The sequence below is a fragment of the Winogradskyella sp. genome (genome assembly GCF_045105575.1).
Classification (GTDB): domain Bacteria; phylum Bacteroidota; class Bacteroidia; order Flavobacteriales; family Flavobacteriaceae; genus Winogradskyella.
Window position 1 is genome coordinate 27,013 of record NZ_JBGCDQ010000023.1, and the last position, 21,761, is coordinate 48,773.

The following is a 21,761-nucleotide window of genomic DNA, read 5'->3' on the forward strand; positions in this document are numbered from 1 at the left end:
TTTTTAGTTAGTTAAATTATGATTGCGGAATCACGATGGTTTGTATCGCTTGTGCGTTAATATTAAGGCTTATAAATTTATCGTTTAAATTTAAAGTAAAATTCTTTGGTGTGTATCCTTCATTAAACATAACCACAGCAATAGATCCATCCGGATTTTGCGCCGCAGTTACCATTAAGTCATCATCTGTTTTATTTACACCTATTACTTTAGCTTCGGGTCTAATATACTTACTAAAATGAGACATGGTATAATACAATGGTGTTAAATACACCTCATCTGCATCTGGATCTACAATGATTGGTGCAACACACCAATTTTTAAACCAATTTGGTCCGCCTTGTCTATCTAATACCATATTCCAATCGACCCAACCATCTACCCAATTATTTAGACAGCCAATAATATCTCTAGCATATCTATTTACTGGTGCATATTTAGGATGTAGATGCTTATCTTTTTCTGGTGCCCAATCCCAGCCCCAATCTGTAGCCTCTTTTTTCCAATACCAAGCATCATCTTGCCATTTAGGGATTTCGGAATCTACGCAAGCTTCTGTTTGAATTAGGTATTTTTCTGGTGCTTTATTGTGCGCGTATTGTAATTCTTCTGGAAAATAATCGAATGTACTCGCGTACCAGTGAACTGCTGTACCATCAAAATATTTTGAAGTTGCCTCATTTTTGTATTGAGAATCTACCCATTCTTTTAAATGCTCTCGGTTTTGATCGTAGCCTAAAATTTTTATATCGCCTTTGCCATCAGCTTCTAATTTTGGACCTAAATGATTCATAACAAAATTGGTCATTTCATCTGGTGTGAAATGCATACTTTCCCAATTTTTATCGTTACCCAAAGGTTCATTTTCTACAGTAAAACCCCAAATATCAACACCTTTAGCTTTATATGCATCAACATATTTAGAAAAAAACAAAGCCCAAGTATCATTATATTCTGGCAATAATTTTCCACCTCTCCAATCTTTATTGTCTTTCATCCAAGGTGGTGCTGTCCATGGTGAGCTGATTATTTTAAAGCCGTCTTGCGAAACTTCCATGGCTTCTTTAATCATAGGAATAATATCATCACGATCTTCATCAATCGAGAAGTGCTCTAAGGTTTTATCTCCTTCAACTGGTGCGTAAGAATAATTAGTCAGTGAAAAATCACAAGAATTCATGTGAGTTCTTGTTAAGGAGTATTTTGCTCCGCTTTCTCCAAAATAGGCTTCAATAATCTTGGTACGGTTTTCTTTACCAAGTCTATTTAGTAACGACGCTGATGCCTCTGTAAATGAACCTCCAAAACCTGTTATGGTTTGGTGTTTTTCTTCAGGCAATAATGTAACGATTGAAGCTGAATCTACTGTTGTAAACTCAATAATCCTTGTTAGTTTATTACCACTTGCTGATGTCTCGTAAACTTCAACTTTCAATTTTTCTTCTTTTTGGTTACAACTTATTAGCATGATTACAAAAAGAACGCATAGAATAGACGTATTTATTTTCATGTATTTATTTATTAATTCGATTTTTTGGCTGCTATTTCTGCTTCGGTTGGAGGCACTAAAACATCCTTCATTAAAGCATCTTTATCTCCGCTATATGTTTTTGTAATTGGTTTACCATTTCTAGTTAAGCCTTTAAAAATTCCTTTATCAACCGCATTCCATAAGGCGTATTTTGCATATCCTTCAACTGTAAATAGTCCAAAGTGATTTTCTGAGCCTTGAGGATTGTTTGCATCTTTCCACGGTTCGTCAAAACCTGAAAAGTAAAAACAAGCGATGTTATTTTTATTGGTCCAATCTCTAATTAACTCATGGTATTTACCTTCTTTATATTCATCTGTAGCTTTAGAACCGTTAGGCCCATAAAAACTATTAGATACAGTTGCCCAGCCAGTTTCACCGATATGAATAGGTTTATTAGCACCAATGCTTTTCATATACTTAGAAACACTGTTGTATTGTGATTTGGCATATTCTAACGAACGGTCCATAGCCGCATCAATTTTTTCAATATCGCTTAATCCTACTTCATTATCACGCACTCCCCAAAACGCAGGATTGTAATGTGTATCGTGCATTGGGTAGGTATGCATAGAGATAAAATCTACAGCAATAATTAGTTTATTTAGATCGTCATTGTGATAACTTTCGTCTCCACCTCCCCAAGATGCAAAATTATCTGAGCTAGTAATCCATAAATCTTCAGGTAATTTTCCTGACTTTTTTAAATCTTGTAAATAATTCACCCATTTTAAAATGATATGTGGTTGCACAAAATATTGCGCCTGCCAAGTCACCATGGCTTCATTTCCGACAGCGATTACTTTCACAATATCTGGAAATTCAGCAGCCAAAGCAACAGCCATTTCAATTTCCTTTGCATTACTTTCATTGCCTTGTGTGTGATCTGGTACTTGATCTGAAAATGCATCTTTACAATTTATCCAAACGCCAAGCATGACGTACATTTCAAAATTTTCGTCCTCTTTTTTTAATTCTGAAATAGCTTTTACAACGTTAGAAGCATGTGGTAAATGTAATTTATACGTACGAAGAATTCCAACTCCCATTGCAGACAAGAGCTTCATATCTTCTTTTAACTCTTCAATAGTAGGCTCTACATCATGGTCTACATCTCTATAACCACCATAAGACATGGCTAAATAATTAGGATTGCCTAAAATCTCTTTTGCTGTCATTTTCTTCTTGACTTCTGTTACCTTTTTCGATTTTGAATTCTGATTACAAGACCACATGACTACTGATAGCATTGCAATTACAAAAATAGAGTTACTCAATTTCATGATTTCACTTTATTAATTCTACAAATTCTTAATTTTATAACAACCAACTCAATCCTTATCTAATGTTTCATTGGTGGTACTAAAACATGCGGCATTAAATCTTCTTTTTTTCCGTTGTATGTTTTTGTAATTAAATTTCCGTTTCTTTTTAAGCCTTCAAAAACACCTTTATCTACTAAATCCCATATTGGATATTTGGCTTCTCCATTAATCTTGAATAAGCCAAAATGATTTTCTGAACCTTCAGGATTGTGCGCATCTTTCCATTTTTCGTTAAAGGCTTCAAAATAAAAGCATGTAATACCTTCACTGTTGGTCCAATCGCGCATTAATTTATAATACACACCTTGCTTGTATTCATCCGTTGCCTTAGAACCTTTATCGCCATAAAATCCGTTAGATACACTTGCCCAACCTGTTTCACCTATATGCACTGGTTTATCAACACCAAGGCTTTTCATATAATCTACAGTGCGTTTATATTGATTTTTAGAAAATTCAACTGCACGTTTCATAGCATTATCAATCTTTTCAATTTCTGAAAGTGAACTCTCCTCTTGAGGAATTCCCCAAAATTCTGGATTGTAATGTGTGTTATGATAAGGATAGCTGTGCACCGAAATATAATCTACCGCTTTAATTATATCTTCTAAATCTTTAACGTGATACAACGGATCTCCGCCTCCCCAAGATGCAAAATCATCTGAACTGGTCACCCAAAGATCTTTAGGTAATTGATTGTTCTTCTTTAAATTTTGAAGGTGATTTACCCATTTCAATATCACATGTGGCTGAACGTAATAGCTTGTTGCCCACTTTACCATAGCCTCGTTTCCGACAGCCAACACTTTTACAATGTCTGGATACTTATTAGCTAAAGCCACAGCTCTGTTTATCTCATTAGGATTATCTAAACTTTCCTCCTCGTGATTTGGCATTTGATCCGTCCAAGCATTGAGACAATCTATCCAAATACCGAGCATCACATACATTTCGAAATTTGAATCTTCGCGTTTAAGTTCACTGATAGCTTCTAAAATATTTGATGCATGCGGTAATGGTTCTTGAACATTATAGGTTCTAATAATCCTAATGCCCATGGCAAATAAGATTTTTAAATCATTTTTTAGCTCCGTAATCGAAGGCTGAATACTTCGCGTTTTTGCTCTGTAACCTCCATACGAAATTGCTAAATAATCTGGATTTCCTAATATATCTTTAGCCTTCACTTGTTTTAATTTTTAGCTTAAAAGCTTTCGCTTTTTTGCTAATTCAACATCTTATATCGTAAATAACTTTTGTTTTTATTCTGAATCTATAGTTATGCGTATTCAACTTTTATTTTAAATCGTCTTGCTTAATATGCACTCTAATTTCTGTAATCTCACCTAATCTTTTAAATACAGATTCACTCAGCGTTTCATCTAAAGTTAAGCCTGGAAACATTGTTGAAATACCATTATGTTTTACTTCGATTCCATTTTTATCTGAAATTTTATACACTGTTGGAACTTGGCAATACGTAAAAGCAAGTTCTCCTTTGGTGAGTTCAATCTGCGCTTTTTCACCTTTAACGTTGACGTAATTAAATGTTTTGGCTTCGGTTAAAAATTCTTCTCTTCGCATCATGCGCGCATCGTAGTATAATTTACCATCTTCGACATAAATACCTAATTCACCAAATCTACTTAAGATATCCTCTTTTACCTGACCTGTCATACCTGGTTGTTGTGCACCTTTTCCGCCTGGTGTATGCGAATACGGATCTGTTGGAAATGCTCCATACAATGATGGAGATTTATGCACACCAATACCTTCGTTTATTTCGTAATAGTGCTCTAATAAGCGTCCTACAACTTCGTCACTTTCATTATCTCTAATGGCTTTGATGCAACATTCTTGCACTGCCAAAAGCAGTTTAGATACCATGTGCCAATATATAGAACCTAATCCTTCATAACCAAAGAAGGTACCAGAACGTCCTGTAAATGCTTTATGGTTAAATACACCTTCGAAAGTTTTTAGCAACAGGCTTCTTTCCTTTTTAACAAGATCGCCATATTTAGAATCTTCTAAAACCGTTAAAACGTCTTTTAGGCTATTGGCATTATTAAAACTTCCATTGAAATGACAATCCCCATCAACCGCTTTTACTATGATTTGCGTGTTACCATCTTTGACTAACTGTGATAGTAATTCAGAATTTTTAACTGCTGATTTCGGAATGGTATTCTTTTCAACAAAACGCGATAATTCTTTGTTTGGATATAATATATAACTGTATTGATCTGCTCTAAATAGCGCACTACTCTTAAGACCATCTAACAATTCTAAACATGCTTTTGAAGAGATGTAACCTGAACTTAAGGCTGCAACTTGTCCTTCTAACATTTCCGATAAATAGGACACCGACACTTCGTCATCTCCATTAATAGTCATAAGATTATATGCATGATACATATTATCGTCGCGCTTATTAGCATCAATGGTATGATCTATATATTTTAACGTTACGCTTACAAAGTCTTGTAAATGCTCTAAAGAAATTTTTGCTTTTTTACCTGTAAATGCGTTGTCGTATACTGTGGTTCTAAAATCACTACCAGCGGTTCCTAAACCATCTAAAATCGTTTTTCTATCAACATCTGAAACTTTGCCAGATAGCACAGATTTATTAGTCTCTAAGGTTTTCACCACTCCATTGAAAAACACTAATAGTTCTTCTGAAATTTCAGTATGATTAATTTCGGCTTTGTTAACGACTTCTTGGAAGAAGCTTAAGAAACGACGTAAGTAATAAAGCGTAACCATAGAGACTCCGTTTCCTACTAGCGCATTATTGGCATCGTTCCACTCAGGTCGCTGTGTATTTAACCAAATACCTGCTTCTGGAATGAAATTAGATACTTTTGCCAATACTGTGGCTAATATTTTTTCAATAAAGTTAACTTTACAGATAAACGAATTTTCGTCTCTTAGCAAAGCTCCATCAGCACCTAAACGTTCTCGTTCTTCTCTAATTTTTTCATCTAGAGGTAAATCAAAGTCAATGGTGTCTTTTGGATTATTAAGTGTGTCTTGATAGCTCTTTATTTTGTAAGGTACGTTGGCATAAACAAACAAGTCATCATTAAAATAACTTGCTAATTTACCAGGTTTATGATCTTCAATAAACTCTAAAAACTTTAATAAATAGATGATTTGGTGATCTCCCCAATACCCAATGTAAGACCAAGGATCGTCTGGTTCAATGGCTTCCCAATCGAATCCACCTTTTGTGACTCTGTAGGGATTGTAACCATCAAAAGTGGTTGCGTTTAAGAACTTGTGAATCATGCTCTCAATAAACTCAGGATATGAATGTGCCAATGCTTCCCAGTTTTGAAAGATATCTCTCCAGTTACCCTCGTAATCTAAGATTTTAGAACCGTCAATTTCGCTACGTGTGTTAATTGAAAACTTATTCCACGGGCGACTTGGATCTCCATGACGACGGCTAAATTTTAATGGCATGTACTCTAAACACAACCTCTTAAAGTTTTTATCATCACTTTGGTGTGCGATTTCTTTTAAATTAGCAATGGTAAAAACGTCTGGCAAACTATTTAAAACGGCACCCGCTTTAGCGTAAACTTTCTTATTGGCTCTAGATAAATAATTGCTAAAATCCCATTTCTCGATTTGATAATTTTCATCAAAAATACCACCACGCATAATATTGAATAAGGTATTTGCGAAATGACGAGTATCTTTAGAGGTATCGGCCGTTAACTGTAATCCATCAGAAGAGGCGTTTAAATTAATTAAGTTTTGTGTGCCTTTTTCTATGTTTTGATTCACTAAAGTTTCAAGGTTTTTCTCATTTTGTATTTTATGAGAAATACTTGCTATTGCTGCATGATCGTAATTTACATTGGTAACAATCATCCATTCTTTAGATGCATTTGCTTTAAGTTGAAGGGTTGTATTTAAAAAATAAGCTCCTTTTTCAGCTTTTACATCGATTTCTTCCTGAATGTCTTGTCCCCGTCTAAAGTTTTTTAATTGTATCGAAGACAACAGGTACTTAGGGTTATCTAATCCTAAAGACCAAACAACATTTGCTTTTAAGGCTTCACTAGGTTCTGCTTTATCAACGATAATTGCACTTAATGCAAAAATACCGAGACCTGAATCTTTTTCTAGTTCACTCTTCTTATAAGCATCCACCAAATTACTCGCTCGGTTTTGTAAATCTGAACCAACACCAGAAGGGATAATATTTTGAATGCCATCTAAAACTTCAATCGCTATAGTAGCATTACCATTATTTATAAGCTTCGATTTTTTAACAAAGCCAAATTCATTACTAGAATTCCACTGATATCTGAAGGCTAATTGTAAATCGTGATTCACCTCTTCAAAAATCACCTTGTTTCCGTAGGTGTTTTTATAGAGATTTCTCGTGGTATGCTGTAACCCATCATATCTTAAAGAAAACGGTTCCCAAATGTGTATTTTATCATTTTGTTTAACTCTAAATATGGATTTGCTCCCAGTAATTTCAGCAGATTCTGTAATCTTGTCATCTGTATAATATGGAAATATAGCATTTTCAGAATTTTTTCGTCCTGCGGTTAATCCGCCATTACTCGATATAAACATCCAGTGATTTGAATCACTTACGATACTCATAAAAAATGGACGCATTTCATCATTGTTAGTGATCTTGAAATAAGATTCGTTTTCAATGTGAACTTGTTCTAATGTTACATTACTATTTAGTGCTTCGTTATTCGTATTCTTTGTCATCTTTGGTCGATAAGCTTATTGGTAAATATTTTAAACTGTACTAAAGTAAACTTTAGATATGCTTAAAAAAGGTCGAACACATAGTCTCGACCTTTTATTTAATAAAATTTTTATTTGTTAGTTATATACACGCACATAGTCCACATACATTTTTTGTGGAAATACGGTTGCACTATTTGGAGGACCATCAAAAGCACCACCTACAGCAACATTTATAAGCATATAATATTCTCTGTCATCATCTAAAACCCATGTACCACCTTCTGGCATATCTTCTGGAGTAATTTGATTATACAATACGTTATCTACATAAAAGTTAACATAACCTGGACCCCATTCTACTCCGAAGATATGAAACCCTGTATCGAAGCGGTCATTTACTAAATCGTATTCCTTGAGTAGCGCATTTCCAGCAGAATAACCAGGACCATGAATCGCTCCACTTATTTTGGTTGGTTTTGAACCTGCCAATTCCATAACATCTATTTCACCACATTGTGGCCATGTATTGGTATCACAGTCGTTACCTAAAAGCCAAAATGCTGGCCAAAGTCCTTTTCCCCAAGGTAGCTTTGCTCTCATTTCAAAACGGCCGTATTTGGTTTCGAATAAATCTCTTGTAACTAATCTTGCAGACGTATAAGATGCTCCTTGAAATGATTCTTCACGAGCAGTTAATACTAACATGCCGTCTTCTACAATGACGTTTTCTGGTCTGTCCGTATAATATTGTAATTCATTATTTCCCCATCCAGGTAATCCAACTTCTGATCCATTACCAAGGTCATAACCCCAAACCGTAGGATCTGGTGCGCCATCTACATTAAACTCTTGAGCGAGAATTAAATTATTTAAGGTTGTTACTTCTTGTGTTTCGTCTGGATTACAACTAAAAACAACTAACAAAGTGGACACTAAAAGAAAACTAATAGATAAGTACAAGTTAGATTTTTTTAGAATAAACAACTTTTCTTTAAGAGAAGTTGCTTTCATTTTATTTTGATTTTTATCATTCATTGCTTATGCTCTTTTCTGATTCTTATTAATTATAAAAATATATATTATCTACAAAAAGTGTTCCTGCTGGTGCATTCACCAAAATTATCTGTGCTAAGTTATCTCTATTTAAAAGACCAGTAAAGTCAGACAAGTTAAGGTCGTAAGAAATCCATTGATCGGTAGCTGTTACACCTAAATTAACTTCATGTTCGGTATCATCTCCTCCGCCAAAAGATCCGTCTGCTCCGAAATCAACTAACTTAATTTTAAGCTCATTAGCATCTGGAGACCACACATCTAAATGCAGCGTTGTTGTTGCTGACGCATCAATAATATTAGGCCCAAGAAATTCTAGCCCAGTAAAATCTAAATTACTATAACTTAACACCTCATTTGAAGCAAATGTGTCTACGGATAAAATTGAACCACTATCAAAATTGTTAAGACCATCATTAGCAACATCCGTATAAGCATCACTAAACACAGAAATTACACTATTAGTTACTTCATCCTCCGTTGGAGCGTCTGGCGCGGTCGTTGGACCAACCACAACCACAGGGTCGCGATAAAAATAAATATTATCTAAATAGAAGTTCCTCAACGTTGCAAAATTTATATTTTCGTAAATAATAAGCCCTAGGCTACTTCTGTCTGCTAAACCTGTTAATGGAAACTCAAATGTCATCCATTGATTAGCTACAACCTGAGATGAATTGATGAAAAGTTGTTGTCTAGTATCATCACCACCACCATCAACTTGGTCAGCCCCAAAATTCACAACTGAAATTAGAAAGTCAAAATTCGCAGGTACTTCACCAGGAATATACATATTGACATGTAAATTACCGTGATCAGTGGCATCGACTGTTGGATTAGCAAATTGATTACCTACAAAGTTAAAATCAGTATAATTTAAGATGTTATCTCCGTTAACTACAAAATCTGCAGAAAGCGTAGTTTGAAAAGGTTGCCAAAATCCATTAAAAAAATCAACTGGCACTGCTTGATATGCATCACTATATATTGCGATAACATCACTTGGATTTCTGGTAGGAGGCTCTGGTAATTGAAAATCACCTAAAGAATTCACAGTTAATGATCCTGCGGCATCTACACCGGCTAAGGATGCAGTTATAACTGACATACCGGCACCATTAACGTTGATAAGACCAGATTCACTGACTGGTGCTACATCTGGATTAGAAGATGTAAATTCAAAATAACTTGGTGCTGCTTCTACTGTTCTATCAAAACCTGAGCCCAAATTGAACGTCTGTGTTAACCCTGTTAACTGAGCGGCTACGCCAGTAAATGTATCCGTAACAATGTCTTCACCGTCAACAATAGCTGGTCGAGGTTGTGCAATATTGTCTAATTTTTCAAATTTAATTTCATCAAACCAAACTGTATATCCAGCACCACCTGTCCCTTGAGTACCCATTGAATACCAAAAAACACCTAGCTCTTCTGTCAATTTTGATGCATCAGGAATAGGAATTACGTATTTAGTCCAAGCTGTACTAATACTAAAGTCACGCGCAGTAACTAAATATTTATTCTCAAAGAAATCTTGGCCAAAACCAATTTCCCCAACAGAGACTCCTTGAGAAGCTTTAGCCCAAAAGGTTAAGGCATCAAAGTCGGTTAAATCTCTACCAGCACCGTCAATTCTTAAGATCGCCCCTGCATAATTACCGTTAGGGTCATCAGCATTAGGTACATCTACACGATAAGATGCTGCACTTTCATAACCCTCTTGGTCGTCTACTGAAAATGCCTCAAATTTAGAACCAGCAAAAGGTTTGTAAAAGTCAGTACCCATGCCAATAAAATCATCGGTAAAAACTTCCCCAACTTTTGAAAATGAAGCAGGTACCGCCGCATCTGTAAGCTCTCTTTCACATCCTAATGTCATGGTTAAAACCAAACCTAACACGAATGCCTTTCTTAAATTCATTAGTCTTTTATTTTTCATTTTTCGCTTTTTTTATTTTCCAATATTGATATGAATATAAGTCCTAATTTCCCATTCGGATCCATCAGGAAATCCTACAGGGCTTAAAACAGGTATTGCAGGAAACGTATTTGGAGGAATAACATTAGGACTAAATCTAGGTGAAAACTCATTTAGTGATCTCCAAGTTCCTCTTATACCAACCGTAGTACCAGGTAATATAAACCAATCTGGCTTACCTAAGGAAGTTGAGACATCTAACATTAATTGCAATGGAAATGTTAGGTTAAAATCTCTATGATAATCGAAAGGTCCCCAGTCATTTACTTTAACATGTGTTTCAACCTTCATTTTATTATAAATCATTCTAATGTCACCACCAAATCTTTTAATTAAACGGTCTGAATCACCATTGGCTTGTCCGTTTCCATAGTAGAAATTACCAATTAAACCTAAGTCTGGAGAAATCTTTGAAACCATACGCGAGTGAATCTCCCATAAATCTTCAGCTGGTACTGCATCTGGAAAAGCAAAGAACTGACGATTAGCCAAGAAACCAATATGCGCATCCATTGTTGTTGGCAGATGACGATAAACAAAGCCAAGATTCATAGCAAACTTAGCATCTTCAGCACGGTCATTATCCCACTCATACATCCATGTTCCTGGAGTTGGGTCAAAGGTTATTAACATTTCACCAGCCGTTGTCTGTCTATTTCCTCTAACCGCAAACGGATCATCAATAACATTTCTCAGTCTTCCTGGTGCATCGATACCATCTGGCATTGCATCTACCAATGGCTTTTGCCATAAAAAGTTAGGTGCAAATTGAAAGTCACCAACACTATAGGTAAAACCTGTTAAAAAATTAGATTGATTACCACTACCATTATCTTTTAATTTCCAACCTGTAAACGTTTGAGTTTGGTCAGCTCCACCTCCAGCAACTAAACCTGATATTCCACCTTGAGCATACCAATTAAGTCTTCCCCCTTGATATGTAATCTTAGCTTTACCTCCCCAATTATCATCAGATGTAACTTTATCTTCAAACACGGAGTAGTTCCCTGGACCACCTGTAACATCTTGAAAGGAGCTTCCATTCAATGGACTACCTGCCCAGATAGCACCAAATGTAAATCCAAATTTACCAAGATCTCTTTCTATAACAACTGTAGCTCTTTCTGTTGGGAATGCAGGAATAATTCCACTTCGTACTTGATTAATATCTAAGACACGACGTCCAGTGTCATCTAAGATTATTTCAGTTTGAAGATCTCTATGGTAGATACCAGTTACGTCAAATTTAGCAAATGTATGACTGTACTTTAATAAAGCCGTTGGATTAGCTCCCCACCACAGTTGAGGACCAAAGGCTGCTTTAAGACCTTCTGCAACCCCTTTTCCATCAACTTCTATTCCTAAAATTTCACCACCATAAATGTCTAAATTAGGTCCATAATTTGCTTCAGGATATAGACCAAAGAAATCACCTTCGTAGCCCCAATGATAATGTCCAGTTCGGTAAAATCCTCTTAGATCAAAATCTTTCGCATTCCATTCAAATTCTGCATTATAAACATTGACCCGATTTATATCGTTAACTATGACTTGCTGATTATTAGCATCTAACGACACTACTGGTCTTGCTCTATTTTCATAGAAAATTTCATCTATTGGATTTTCAGCAACTTTACCGATAACATTAAAATTAACATTAGCCCTCATGTTAGGTGCTGGGTTTCCTTCAATACCAACAAAATAAGATTGCATGTGATCAAAACCTAATTGATTGGGAAATGCATCACCGTTTGGATCTGGATTATCTGGTGTTGTTATAAGGCTACCTCCTGTGTTAAATGTAGTAAATTTTGCTGTTAATTGACTAATTCTTAGTTTTTGAGAATCACTACCTCCTAAGGCTGCTTTATCTCCTCTTGCTCTTAGCACAGCATCCATTAAATTGATGTTGGCAAAGTGATTTTCAACAAACGCGGCATTAACTCCTTCTTCATAAGGATTTAAAGTATGTGCTTCTTTTAAAGAATAATATGCTGCACGAGGATATAAAGTATGAAGACCTCTTTCATTTCTAGGTCCTTTTGCACAAACGCCGAACCACTCTTCGTTCATATTATTGCTTCCGTTCTCTGTATCTAGATAGTAACCTCCATTAGACCAAGTTGCATCATTATTATGAATATCCAAATCTTTTGTTTGACCTACTTTCCACCAACCATCACTCCATTGAAAAGTGAAACCACCGATAGAATTTCCTACTTTACCCAAACCAGCAGCATTTTGATAAATATCCTTCCAATTTTCTGTCATAAAAAAAGCCTGCATCTTTTGATCTTCTTGATTCGTTAGTGCATTAAATGCATCTGAACCAAATTCAGTAAACATAATGGGTATATTTAACTTGTCTTTTACAACTTTAAATGCATCGCCAAATGATTTACCACGATACATATTTGTACCATAAATATCAATATCTTTACATTCTTCAGCTACAATATCTATAAACAATACGTCACCATTACATATGGCAACAGGGTGAGAAGCATCTATTGACTTTATTTTAATTGCAGCATCGTTCATAAGTTTATACATAGGTCGTCCTCTTTTTTCGCCTACTTCTTGTTTTTGTTCTTCTTCATCCGGAAAGTCTTCCGTTTCTGCACCTGCCCAAAAAAGACCATAATTATTCTCATTCCCTAATAAAAATAATAATAAGCCTGGTGTATCTTTGTAAGTCTCTGCTAATTCTGTTACCTCAGATATTAGTAACTCTTGTGTTTGCTTATCTCTATAATCTGTAACAGGTGTCCATGCACCATTTAAAGTTAATCCATATCGACCAAAAGAATGATTAAGCATGGTGTATATACCATAATTTTCATAGATGTAAGTTATCCACTTAGGCTGAATCCCTGTATACTGCCTAATGGCGTTTACACCCATATTTTTTAATAAGCTCATCTCATCATCTAATGCAGCCTTAATAATATCATCTGACTGATTCCATAGACTATAGGAATAATTAGTGCCAATTGGAACATAACCCCAATTCATACCATTTATCATGAGTGCTTCACCATTCACTATTAATCGCATTCCATCAGCAGAATTTAAAACTGATACTTTATCAGCTTGACAAAACGCTGGAATCAGAGCCAATAGGAATATTAACCTCAAAAAATTGTTTCTCATAATCTTATTTTTTTTAAAAATAATTAATTCTTTCTTTACGATTCTAAATTGTTGAATTTTAGTTTGAGGGTCAATTTAGTCTTAAATATCATAAATACTCATAAAAAGCACCTATACAAAAATCATACACTACAGTTTATTCGTTGTAATTTCGCTATATCTAGAGGAATAATAAGCCCTAAAAAAGGAAAGGCTTAACACTATTTTTCAATACAGTTAAGCCTAATCATTCTAATAATTTGTATTTTAATATTTTAGTCTGCTATTAATATAAAGCCCCAGTCAAATTCTCCATTTCCATCTGTTGATCTTACCGTCATTTCATTAGCAGAACGTACATCTATTTTGTAAGTATGATCTCCACCTATATAATACCCTAAAAAACCTATTCCTGTAAGGTTCAATGTTTCAACACCACCCGGACCTGTAAGGAACCATTGCGCTGCATAATCATCGTAAGGGTAATTTTCTATATCTGCGCCATTTGGCGAACCAGAGCCAGAACCATTTAATTCATCAATTAAATTTTCGCGACCAAAAACTGTACCCGATATATCTACATCTGGATCATCATTTGTGTTATCCGTGATATGCGTAAATGTTCCATCTATATTAAAAATGTAGCGATCATCATACATACCCACTCCAGCTTTATCTTCTGGTGGAGCACTAAAAAATCCATTAATATCACCACCAATTGCTCCTAAACCAAAGTGACCACCTTGTTCACTTTTAATTCTCCATGTTCTTGAGCTATCACTGGTAAGCATCGTAATCAAATCAGCAGGAGGCTCGTAAGTAGAGAGTACTTCTACCTCAATAATTTTACTTGAAGACGCACCACCAGTTCCGAAAGCAACGACTGTTAAGGAATATGTATTTAAACCTAAATTTGAAAAACTGTACGTTCGCATTCCTGCTGGTGCAGAAGACACACTTCCATTAAAAACAAATTGATAAGAAATGGCGTTATCTGCAGATGCTGTAAAATTTACCACACCACTACCATCACCATTAGGATTATCTGCATCAGCGCCAACGATATCAACTTCTACTTGAATATTTGAAGGTGCTGTAATTTCACCAAAGGTAATATCATCGTCTTGGCAGCTAAACACAACCAAAAACAATACCATAACCTTTAATAATATTTTATTAGAATTTTTCATTTATTTCTATTTTAATTCTTAACGAGTTTATATTGCCAAAATACACCTGTACCAGATTCTACAACCACATTCATGACCGTATCATTTTCCGATAGTGTAATATTATAGATTATTTCATCGGGTACTGCCACATTAGGTAATTCTCCTTGGTTATTTGCCTTTGGGATTCCTAAATATGCACCTGAGCCATTAATCGTTAGCGTTCCTGCAACATCATCATATATAAAATTGGCAATGGCCGTGCCATCGTAAGGAGCAACTGGTGCTCCACAAGCATCAGAACCACCTTGCCATCCTTCTATCCAAGATTCAGATCCAAGCACATTAGTAAAAGAGCCGTCTGCACCAAACACATAGGTATCATCGAAATAACATGCTCTTGCAGCGACACAAGCATCATCACATGCAAACCATTGTGTGTCACCAATCGCTGGCCCGACACCTAAGGAACCAGCTTCTTGAGCCATGGACCATGTACCTTCTAAGGGTGACGTAGCCGCTTCTCTAACTAGTTTATATTGCCAAAATACACCTGTACCAGATTCTACAACAACATTCAAAACGTTATTACTATCGCTTAATGTCGCACTGTAAGTTATAGAACTCGGAACCGCGACATTCGGTAATTCACCTTGATTATTCGCTTTAGGTAATCCAATGTATGCACCGACTCCATCTATAATAAGTTGACCAGAGTCTAAATCAAAATCATAAGTAGCTGTAGCAGTGCCATCATAAGGAGCAACCGGAGCACCACAGTTGTCTGATCCACCTTGCCATCCTTCGATCCATGTTTCGGCACCTAAAATATTGTTAAAAGAACCATCTGCACCGAACACATATAAATCATCAAAATAACAAGCTCTTGCTGCAACGCAAGCGTCATCGCAGGCAAACCATTGTGTATCGCCAATTGCAGGACCAACTCCTAACGAACCAGCTTCTGAAGCCATTCTCCAAGTTCCGGCAACAGGTGATGGTCCTGTTGGTGGTCTATGAAAATATAAATTATCTATAAAAACGGTTCCTGAACCGACAAACTTAAACTGTAATATATCATCTAAAGAAAGACCTTGGCTGGTAAAGTCTTCTAAAGAAATATCAAAACTATTCCATTCATTCGGCACTAACGTTAATGTTACAAATCTTTCATCAGCAGGTTGAATACCATTTGGTAAAGGGAAAACATCTATTGAAGTTGCATCTGGTGTCCAAATATCTATATGTAATGTTTCCATAGTTGAAGCATCTACAGATTCTCCAATATTTATACCTTGATAATTAAGGTTACTATATTGAATCATGGCGTCACCGTTTAAATCAAATGCGGTATAAAGCGTTTGCTGTCCCCAGTTTGGAAAAAAATCAGTCCCATCAACATCTGTGTAAGCATCACTAAATATTGAAATAACATCTCCATCTGCTCTGGCTGGTGGTGTTGCTGCCGAAATTATTGGAGCTAAAATTTCAGTAACCTCAAAGTTCTCTTCAATAAATGTAGTGGTTTCGATGGCAGAACCCATGGCTACAACGGTGATTGTGTAAGTTCCTGCTTCTGCATAAGTATAAGAGAGACTTTCACCAATGTTAGCACTTAATGGAGTGTCTATTCCGGCTTCACCAAAAAATACGTCATAGCTCATAGCAAAATCTGCAGTAGCAGATACATTGACTTGTTTTGAAATTGCAGGATCATTTTCTATCGTAACCACCAAATTTTGTGGTGCTTCAAAAGACACTACCAATTCTTGTTCTATCTCTGTGGTTAGTCCATTAACTGAGGTTGCCACAGTCCTCACTGTATAAATCCCTTCAGCATAAATATTGTCGATACTTTCGCCAGCGGCTAAGACTGCAGATTCTTCTGTTGTGTTATCAAAAAATATTTCGAACGTCGTTGCGCCAACCGCTGTTGGTGTCATTGTTACTAATCCCGAATTATCTTGGGTTGTTCTCAACTGAAGCAGTACTTCACTTGGTGCTTGTGCATTATTAATAAACTCAATGTCTCGCTCATCCTCTTCACATCCGATAAATGCTATGAGAAGAAAGCTTGCTAAAATTAATTTAATATTTTTCATTGCTCTTTTTTTTTAATATCCTGGATTTTGTTCCCATTGATTACCTGCTAATTGAATTTCAATTAATGGAATTGGGAATACTTCGTGCTTGCCTACTTCAAAAGTTCGGGAATCATGAACACGAACGGTTTCACCTGCCATATTTACAATAAAGTCCATCCCATTATTATTTTCGATTTCGGTTTTTGCACGACCTGTTCTTACTAAATCGAAGAAACGATGCCCTTCACCAACCAACTCCACTCGTCTTTCGTGGTAAATAGCATCTGTTAACGCTGTTCCTGTAGCCGTAACATTGTTATCAGCATTACCGAAAGCACGTTCTCTTACTCTATTTAAATACATTTGTGCTCTTGCATCACTTATACCGCCTCTATTTAAAGCTTCAGCAGCCATTAAAAGAACATCGGCAAATCTAATCGCTCTATAATTATTTGGATTTGTAAGATTCGCATCACCTGTATTTAAATCTCCTTTTCTTGAAATATACTTTCTATTGAAATACCCTGTGTGTTCAAATCCGATGGCATACGTTATTCCGGTTAGCTCTTGCCATGCTACGATGTCTAAGATGGCGGTTCCTAATCTATTATCCCCTTCTTCAAATTCATCTACCACCTCTTGCGTTGGCACATTAAAGCTAAATCCTGATTCAAATATATCACCTGGAGAATTTGGATCTGCAGAATAGTTGCGTATGCCGTTAAAACCCACGGCTACATTTCCTTCACTACATTGTAAACATCCAAAGCCTGCTCCTTCTTCATCCGTATATTGTACTTCAAACACGGATTCGATGTTATTTTCGTTATCGTTTTCGAATAGTGTACTATAATCCGCAACTAAGTCATGCGGACCCATCGCTATTAAATTCTCCAAAACCGTAGCAGCTTCTGTAAATTTATCTTGGTACAAATACACTTTTCCTAGCAAAGCTTCAGCAGCACCTTTAGTAACACGACCCGTTTGCGACTGCACATATGGTAAATTATCTGCTGCGTAAATTAAATCTAGTTCCATTTGTGCATAAATCTCTGCTTTTGGTGTTCTTGGAATTGAAAACTGATCACCAAACTGAAGTCTGCGATCTACTGCAAAAGGCACATCACCAAACCATTTCACCAATTCGAAATAATAATAAGCGCGTAGAAATCTTGCCTGAGCTAAAACGCCTTCTTTACCAGGAAAATCAGTTTTATCTTGAAATTCCATAATATAGTTAGAACGATTAACACCAGCATACATCCAGCCCCAAATATCTCGCAGTTGCGCATTTAATGGCGTATGCACCATATCATCAATTTCCTGAATTCCAGGAACATCAACTGCACTTTCACCACCAGACAACGTATTATCTGATGCTATTTCGCCCAGCATTACATTAAGATATGTTGCTTGTAATAAATCGTAAGCTCCTGTTAACGCTCTTTGATAATCTTCTTCGGAATTAAAGAAATTCTCTGAGTTTTCATCAAACGGTTCAACATCTACAAAATCGTCACTACATGAAATCACCACACATAATGCAAAAAATAGATATATTAGTTTTAAGTTTTTCATGTCGTTGTTAAAATTTTAAGTTGATTCCTAATAAAAATGTTCTTGGGTTAGGATAGAATCCATAATCGATACCACCACCAATTGGATCACCAGAAGTTGTTGTAGGATCGTAACCTGTATACTCTGTTAAAGTAAATAAATTACTTGCAGACAAATATAAACGAAGTTGACTTATACCCATATTTTCAACTGCATCCTCAGACAATGAATAACCCAGCTGTACATTTTGAAGCCTTACAAAAGAGCCATCTTCTACAAAAAAGTCTGAAAATAAACCATTAGAATTAGCTCCTGTTGTAACCCTTGGTGTTGTATTACTTGTACCTTCTCCCGTCCAACGATCTAAGAATGCCACCGATCTATTTGTTAACGGCTGATTACGCTCATAGTTTCTTACAATATCATTTCCTATAGAAGCAAATGCATATGCTGCAAAATCCCAATTTTTATAATCAAACGATAAATTTAGTCCCATTGTAGCATCTGGCAAAGCATCACCAATATTAGTTCTATCCTCATCGTCAATAATACCATCACCGTTAACGTCTACAAAAATTAAATCACCCGGCTGAACGTTATCGTTAATTGTTGGCAAACTGTTAACTTGCGCTTGGTTTTGAAAAATTCCAGCTGTTTGAAACCCTCTAAAATAACCGATTGGTTGACCTGCTTCCATACGAGATGGTGGATCTTGACCTATTCCAAAAGCACCTCCTTCTACAAATCCTTCTTCGGCACTTACCGAAATGACTTCATTTTGAATGGTTGTGACATTATAGCGAATACTAAAGCTAAAATCATCAGACAGGTTTTCAGAATAACCAATAGCCAACTCTAGACCACTATTTTCAACAATACCTGCATTAATGGTTGGTGGTAATGCCCCTGGAGCGTTAGGTCCTAAAATACCAGACGTTGGTGGCGCCACCAAAAGGTCTTCCGTTCTACGATTAAAATAATCTACCGTAAGATCAACTTTATTATTTAGAAAACGCGCATCTAGTCCAAAATTATATGTGATTTGCGTTTCCCATTTTATTCCAGGGTTTGCTAGTGCACTAGGCGCAATACCAAAAACTCTAGTATCATTAAACACATAGGTACCTTCTGCATCTAAAACAGAAACAAACTGATTGCTAGGAATTCGATCATTTCCTAATATACCATAAGATCCTCTAACTTTTAAAAAATCTAAGAATTTGTTATCTTCTAAGAAGGATTCTTCACTAGCAATCCAACCACCTGAGACAGAAGGAAAAATTCCAAATCTATTTTCAGGACCGAATTTACTAGAACCGTCACGTCTTATAACTGCTGAAAGCAGATACTTTCCTTTGTAATCATATTGAACCCTTGTAAAATAAGAAAGTAAACGATCTAAAAATCTTGCATCGTATCCTCTTTCTATATTTATGTTTTCAACAGACTCTGCTTGATCAATGTTAGCATTTCCGACATAATTTCCAGGAATATTAAAACCACGAAAACCTCTGGAAATTCCTTGTGTTTGAAAAACTGAGGTTCCTAATAAAACACTGAGATTGTGATCATCATTAAACGTATTTTCATACTTTAAAAAGGCATCAAAGGTATAATCCTTGTATACATTTATACCATCAAAAACTTCACTTCTACCTTCATCTACGTTAAAAACTTTTCCGCTTCCATAAAATGCTTCAGGTCTGAAGATATCTATTTTTTCTTGTGCATAATTAAATTGATAATTGACTTGTGCCGTAAAATTATTTAAAAATGTATATCCTAAACCTGCATTACCGCTTATTCTATCCACTTGTCCTCTATCGTAAGTATTAGCAATTTGTGCAAGTGGATTGATAACTTCATTACCTAAACCTTCAGCTAAAGTAAATGCACCATTTGCATCTGTAACACCAATAGTTGGTGCCATGTTTAAAGCATTAAATAATACTGAACCGATGCCACCTTCGTTTAAACGTCTTCTGTTGGTATGATTCCAAATAACACCTGCGTTAAACTTTAAATTATCCGTAAAATCTCTGCTGTAGTTAGCGCTTTGAGATAAACGTGAAAAATTTGAACTGTTTCCCCCAACAATACCGTCTTGCGTAAAAAAGGATGTTCCGAAAGCATAAGTCGCTTTTTCTGTTCCACCTTTAAGATTAATGGCATTACTAAATATTGGCGCATCTTGAAATATCTGATTTTGCCAATCTGTACCCTGACCTAGACCAGATACATTTGGAAATGGGAGTGTTTCACCATTAGCAGCTGAGGCCTCATTAAGCAATAATGCATACTCCGTGCTGTTTAAAACAGGAATTTCTCTTGTGGTTTGTTGCACACCACCATAGGAATTAATTTCAATGGTTAATGGCATATTTTTTCTACCCGTTTTTGTAGTGATTAAAATAACTCCATTTGCAGCCCTTACACCGTAAATACCAGCTGTAGCATCTTTTAATACATTAATCGTTTCAATGTCATTTGGATTGATGACGCTTAGATCCTCTATGACATTACCATCTACTAAAATTAATGGTCTAGAATCTCCGTTAGTTGAAACTCCTCTAATATTAATGGTTAACCCAGCACCAGGAGCACCAGAAGTCGATGTAATATTAACACCAGCAACTTGCCCTTGCAAAGCTTGTTCTATACGTGTTGGCTTTAACTTTTCTATGGTTTCGTTAGATACTATGGAGACAGCACCTGTAATTTCCTTTTTTGTCTGTGTACCATAACCAATAACGACAACTTCGTTTAACGATTCTGCATCTTCTTGCAGGGCAATAGTTAAAGCGTCATTGTTGATGATAGTAACTTCTTGTGTCACAAAACCCAAATAAGAAACAACAATAACAGAATTTACGGGTACATCATTTAAAGTGAAATTACCATCAAAATCTGTAATAGTTCCTCTTGTTGTGTTTTTCAGAAGCACATTAACACCAGGGAGCGGCTGACCTGAAGAAGCTTCTGTGACCAAACCTGTAATGTTGACATTTTGCCCATAACCGATCATTGATACTAGAAAGGTAAAGAGCATTAAAAATTTTATTTTCATAATTAGTTGCTTAGTTACTGCAAGTTAAAAAAAGATATGACTCATTACTTCAAAAAACTACCAAACAAAAAATATACATTTATTAAAATTGAGGCGTTAATGTGTTAATTTCTTAGGGAAAATCGCAGTATTTT

Annotated in this window: 11 protein-coding genes; all 11 read right to left on the bottom strand. The window is 35.8% G+C overall.

Annotated elements, in window-relative coordinates; genetic code table 11:
- Positions 1–16: 16 nt before the first annotated feature.
- The 11 genes from AB8B52_RS05675 to AB8B52_RS05725 all read right to left on the bottom strand — a co-directional run bounded on the left by AB8B52_RS05675 (position 17) and on the right by AB8B52_RS05725 (position 21,627).
- Complete coding sequence (locus tag AB8B52_RS05675; protein ID WP_406026087.1) at positions 17–1,510, bottom strand: glycoside hydrolase family 30 protein; 1,494 nt, start codon at positions 1,508–1,510, stop codon at positions 17–19.
- 11 nt (positions 1,511–1,521) lie between these two features.
- Entirely contained in the window at positions 1,522–2,814 is a 1,293-nt protein-coding gene (locus AB8B52_RS05680) for a glycosyl hydrolase family 17 (protein ID WP_406026088.1), read from the bottom strand.
- Positions 2,815–2,873: 59 nt separating this feature from the next.
- On the bottom strand, positions 2,874–4,043 hold the full coding sequence (locus AB8B52_RS05685) for a glycosyl hydrolase family 17 (protein WP_406026090.1): 1,170 nt from the start codon (positions 4,041–4,043) through the stop codon (positions 2,874–2,876).
- Between the two features lie 109 nt (positions 4,044–4,152).
- A complete protein-coding gene (locus AB8B52_RS05690; RefSeq protein WP_406026092.1) occupies positions 4,153–7,605 on the bottom strand; it encodes a hypothetical protein in 3,453 nt (1,150 codons plus the stop codon).
- Between the two features lie 117 nt (positions 7,606–7,722).
- Positions 7,723–8,598, bottom strand: coding sequence for a family 16 glycosylhydrolase (locus tag AB8B52_RS05695; RefSeq protein WP_406026094.1), 876 nt, complete (start codon positions 8,596–8,598; stop codon positions 7,723–7,725).
- 49 nt (positions 8,599–8,647) lie between these two features.
- The gene (locus AB8B52_RS05700; RefSeq protein WP_406026096.1) at positions 8,648–10,579 is read right to left on the bottom strand and encodes a glycosyl hydrolase family 16; all 1,932 of its coding nucleotides are present in this window, start codon (positions 10,577–10,579) and stop codon (positions 8,648–8,650) included.
- A 12-nt stretch (positions 10,580–10,591) separates the two neighbouring features.
- Entirely contained in the window at positions 10,592–13,771 is a 3,180-nt protein-coding gene (locus AB8B52_RS05705) for a glycosidase (protein ID WP_406026098.1), read from the bottom strand.
- A gap of 254 nt (positions 13,772–14,025) precedes the next feature.
- Complete coding sequence (locus AB8B52_RS05710) at positions 14,026–14,940, bottom strand: PKD domain-containing protein (RefSeq protein ID WP_406026100.1); 915 nt, start codon at positions 14,938–14,940, stop codon at positions 14,026–14,028.
- An 11-nt stretch (positions 14,941–14,951) separates the two neighbouring features.
- Positions 14,952–17,021 carry a PKD domain-containing protein gene (locus AB8B52_RS05715; RefSeq protein WP_406026102.1) on the bottom strand — a complete coding sequence of 690 codons (2,070 nt, stop codon included), beginning with the start codon at positions 17,019–17,021 and terminating at the stop codon, positions 14,952–14,954.
- A 12-nt stretch (positions 17,022–17,033) separates the two neighbouring features.
- Entirely contained in the window at positions 17,034–18,581 is a 1,548-nt protein-coding gene (locus tag AB8B52_RS05720; RefSeq protein WP_406026104.1) for a RagB/SusD family nutrient uptake outer membrane protein, read from the bottom strand.
- A 7-nt stretch (positions 18,582–18,588) separates the two neighbouring features.
- Positions 18,589–21,627, bottom strand: coding sequence for a SusC/RagA family TonB-linked outer membrane protein (locus AB8B52_RS05725; protein WP_406026106.1), 3,039 nt, complete (start codon positions 21,625–21,627; stop codon positions 18,589–18,591).
- Between the last annotated feature and the right edge of the window lie 134 nt (positions 21,628–21,761).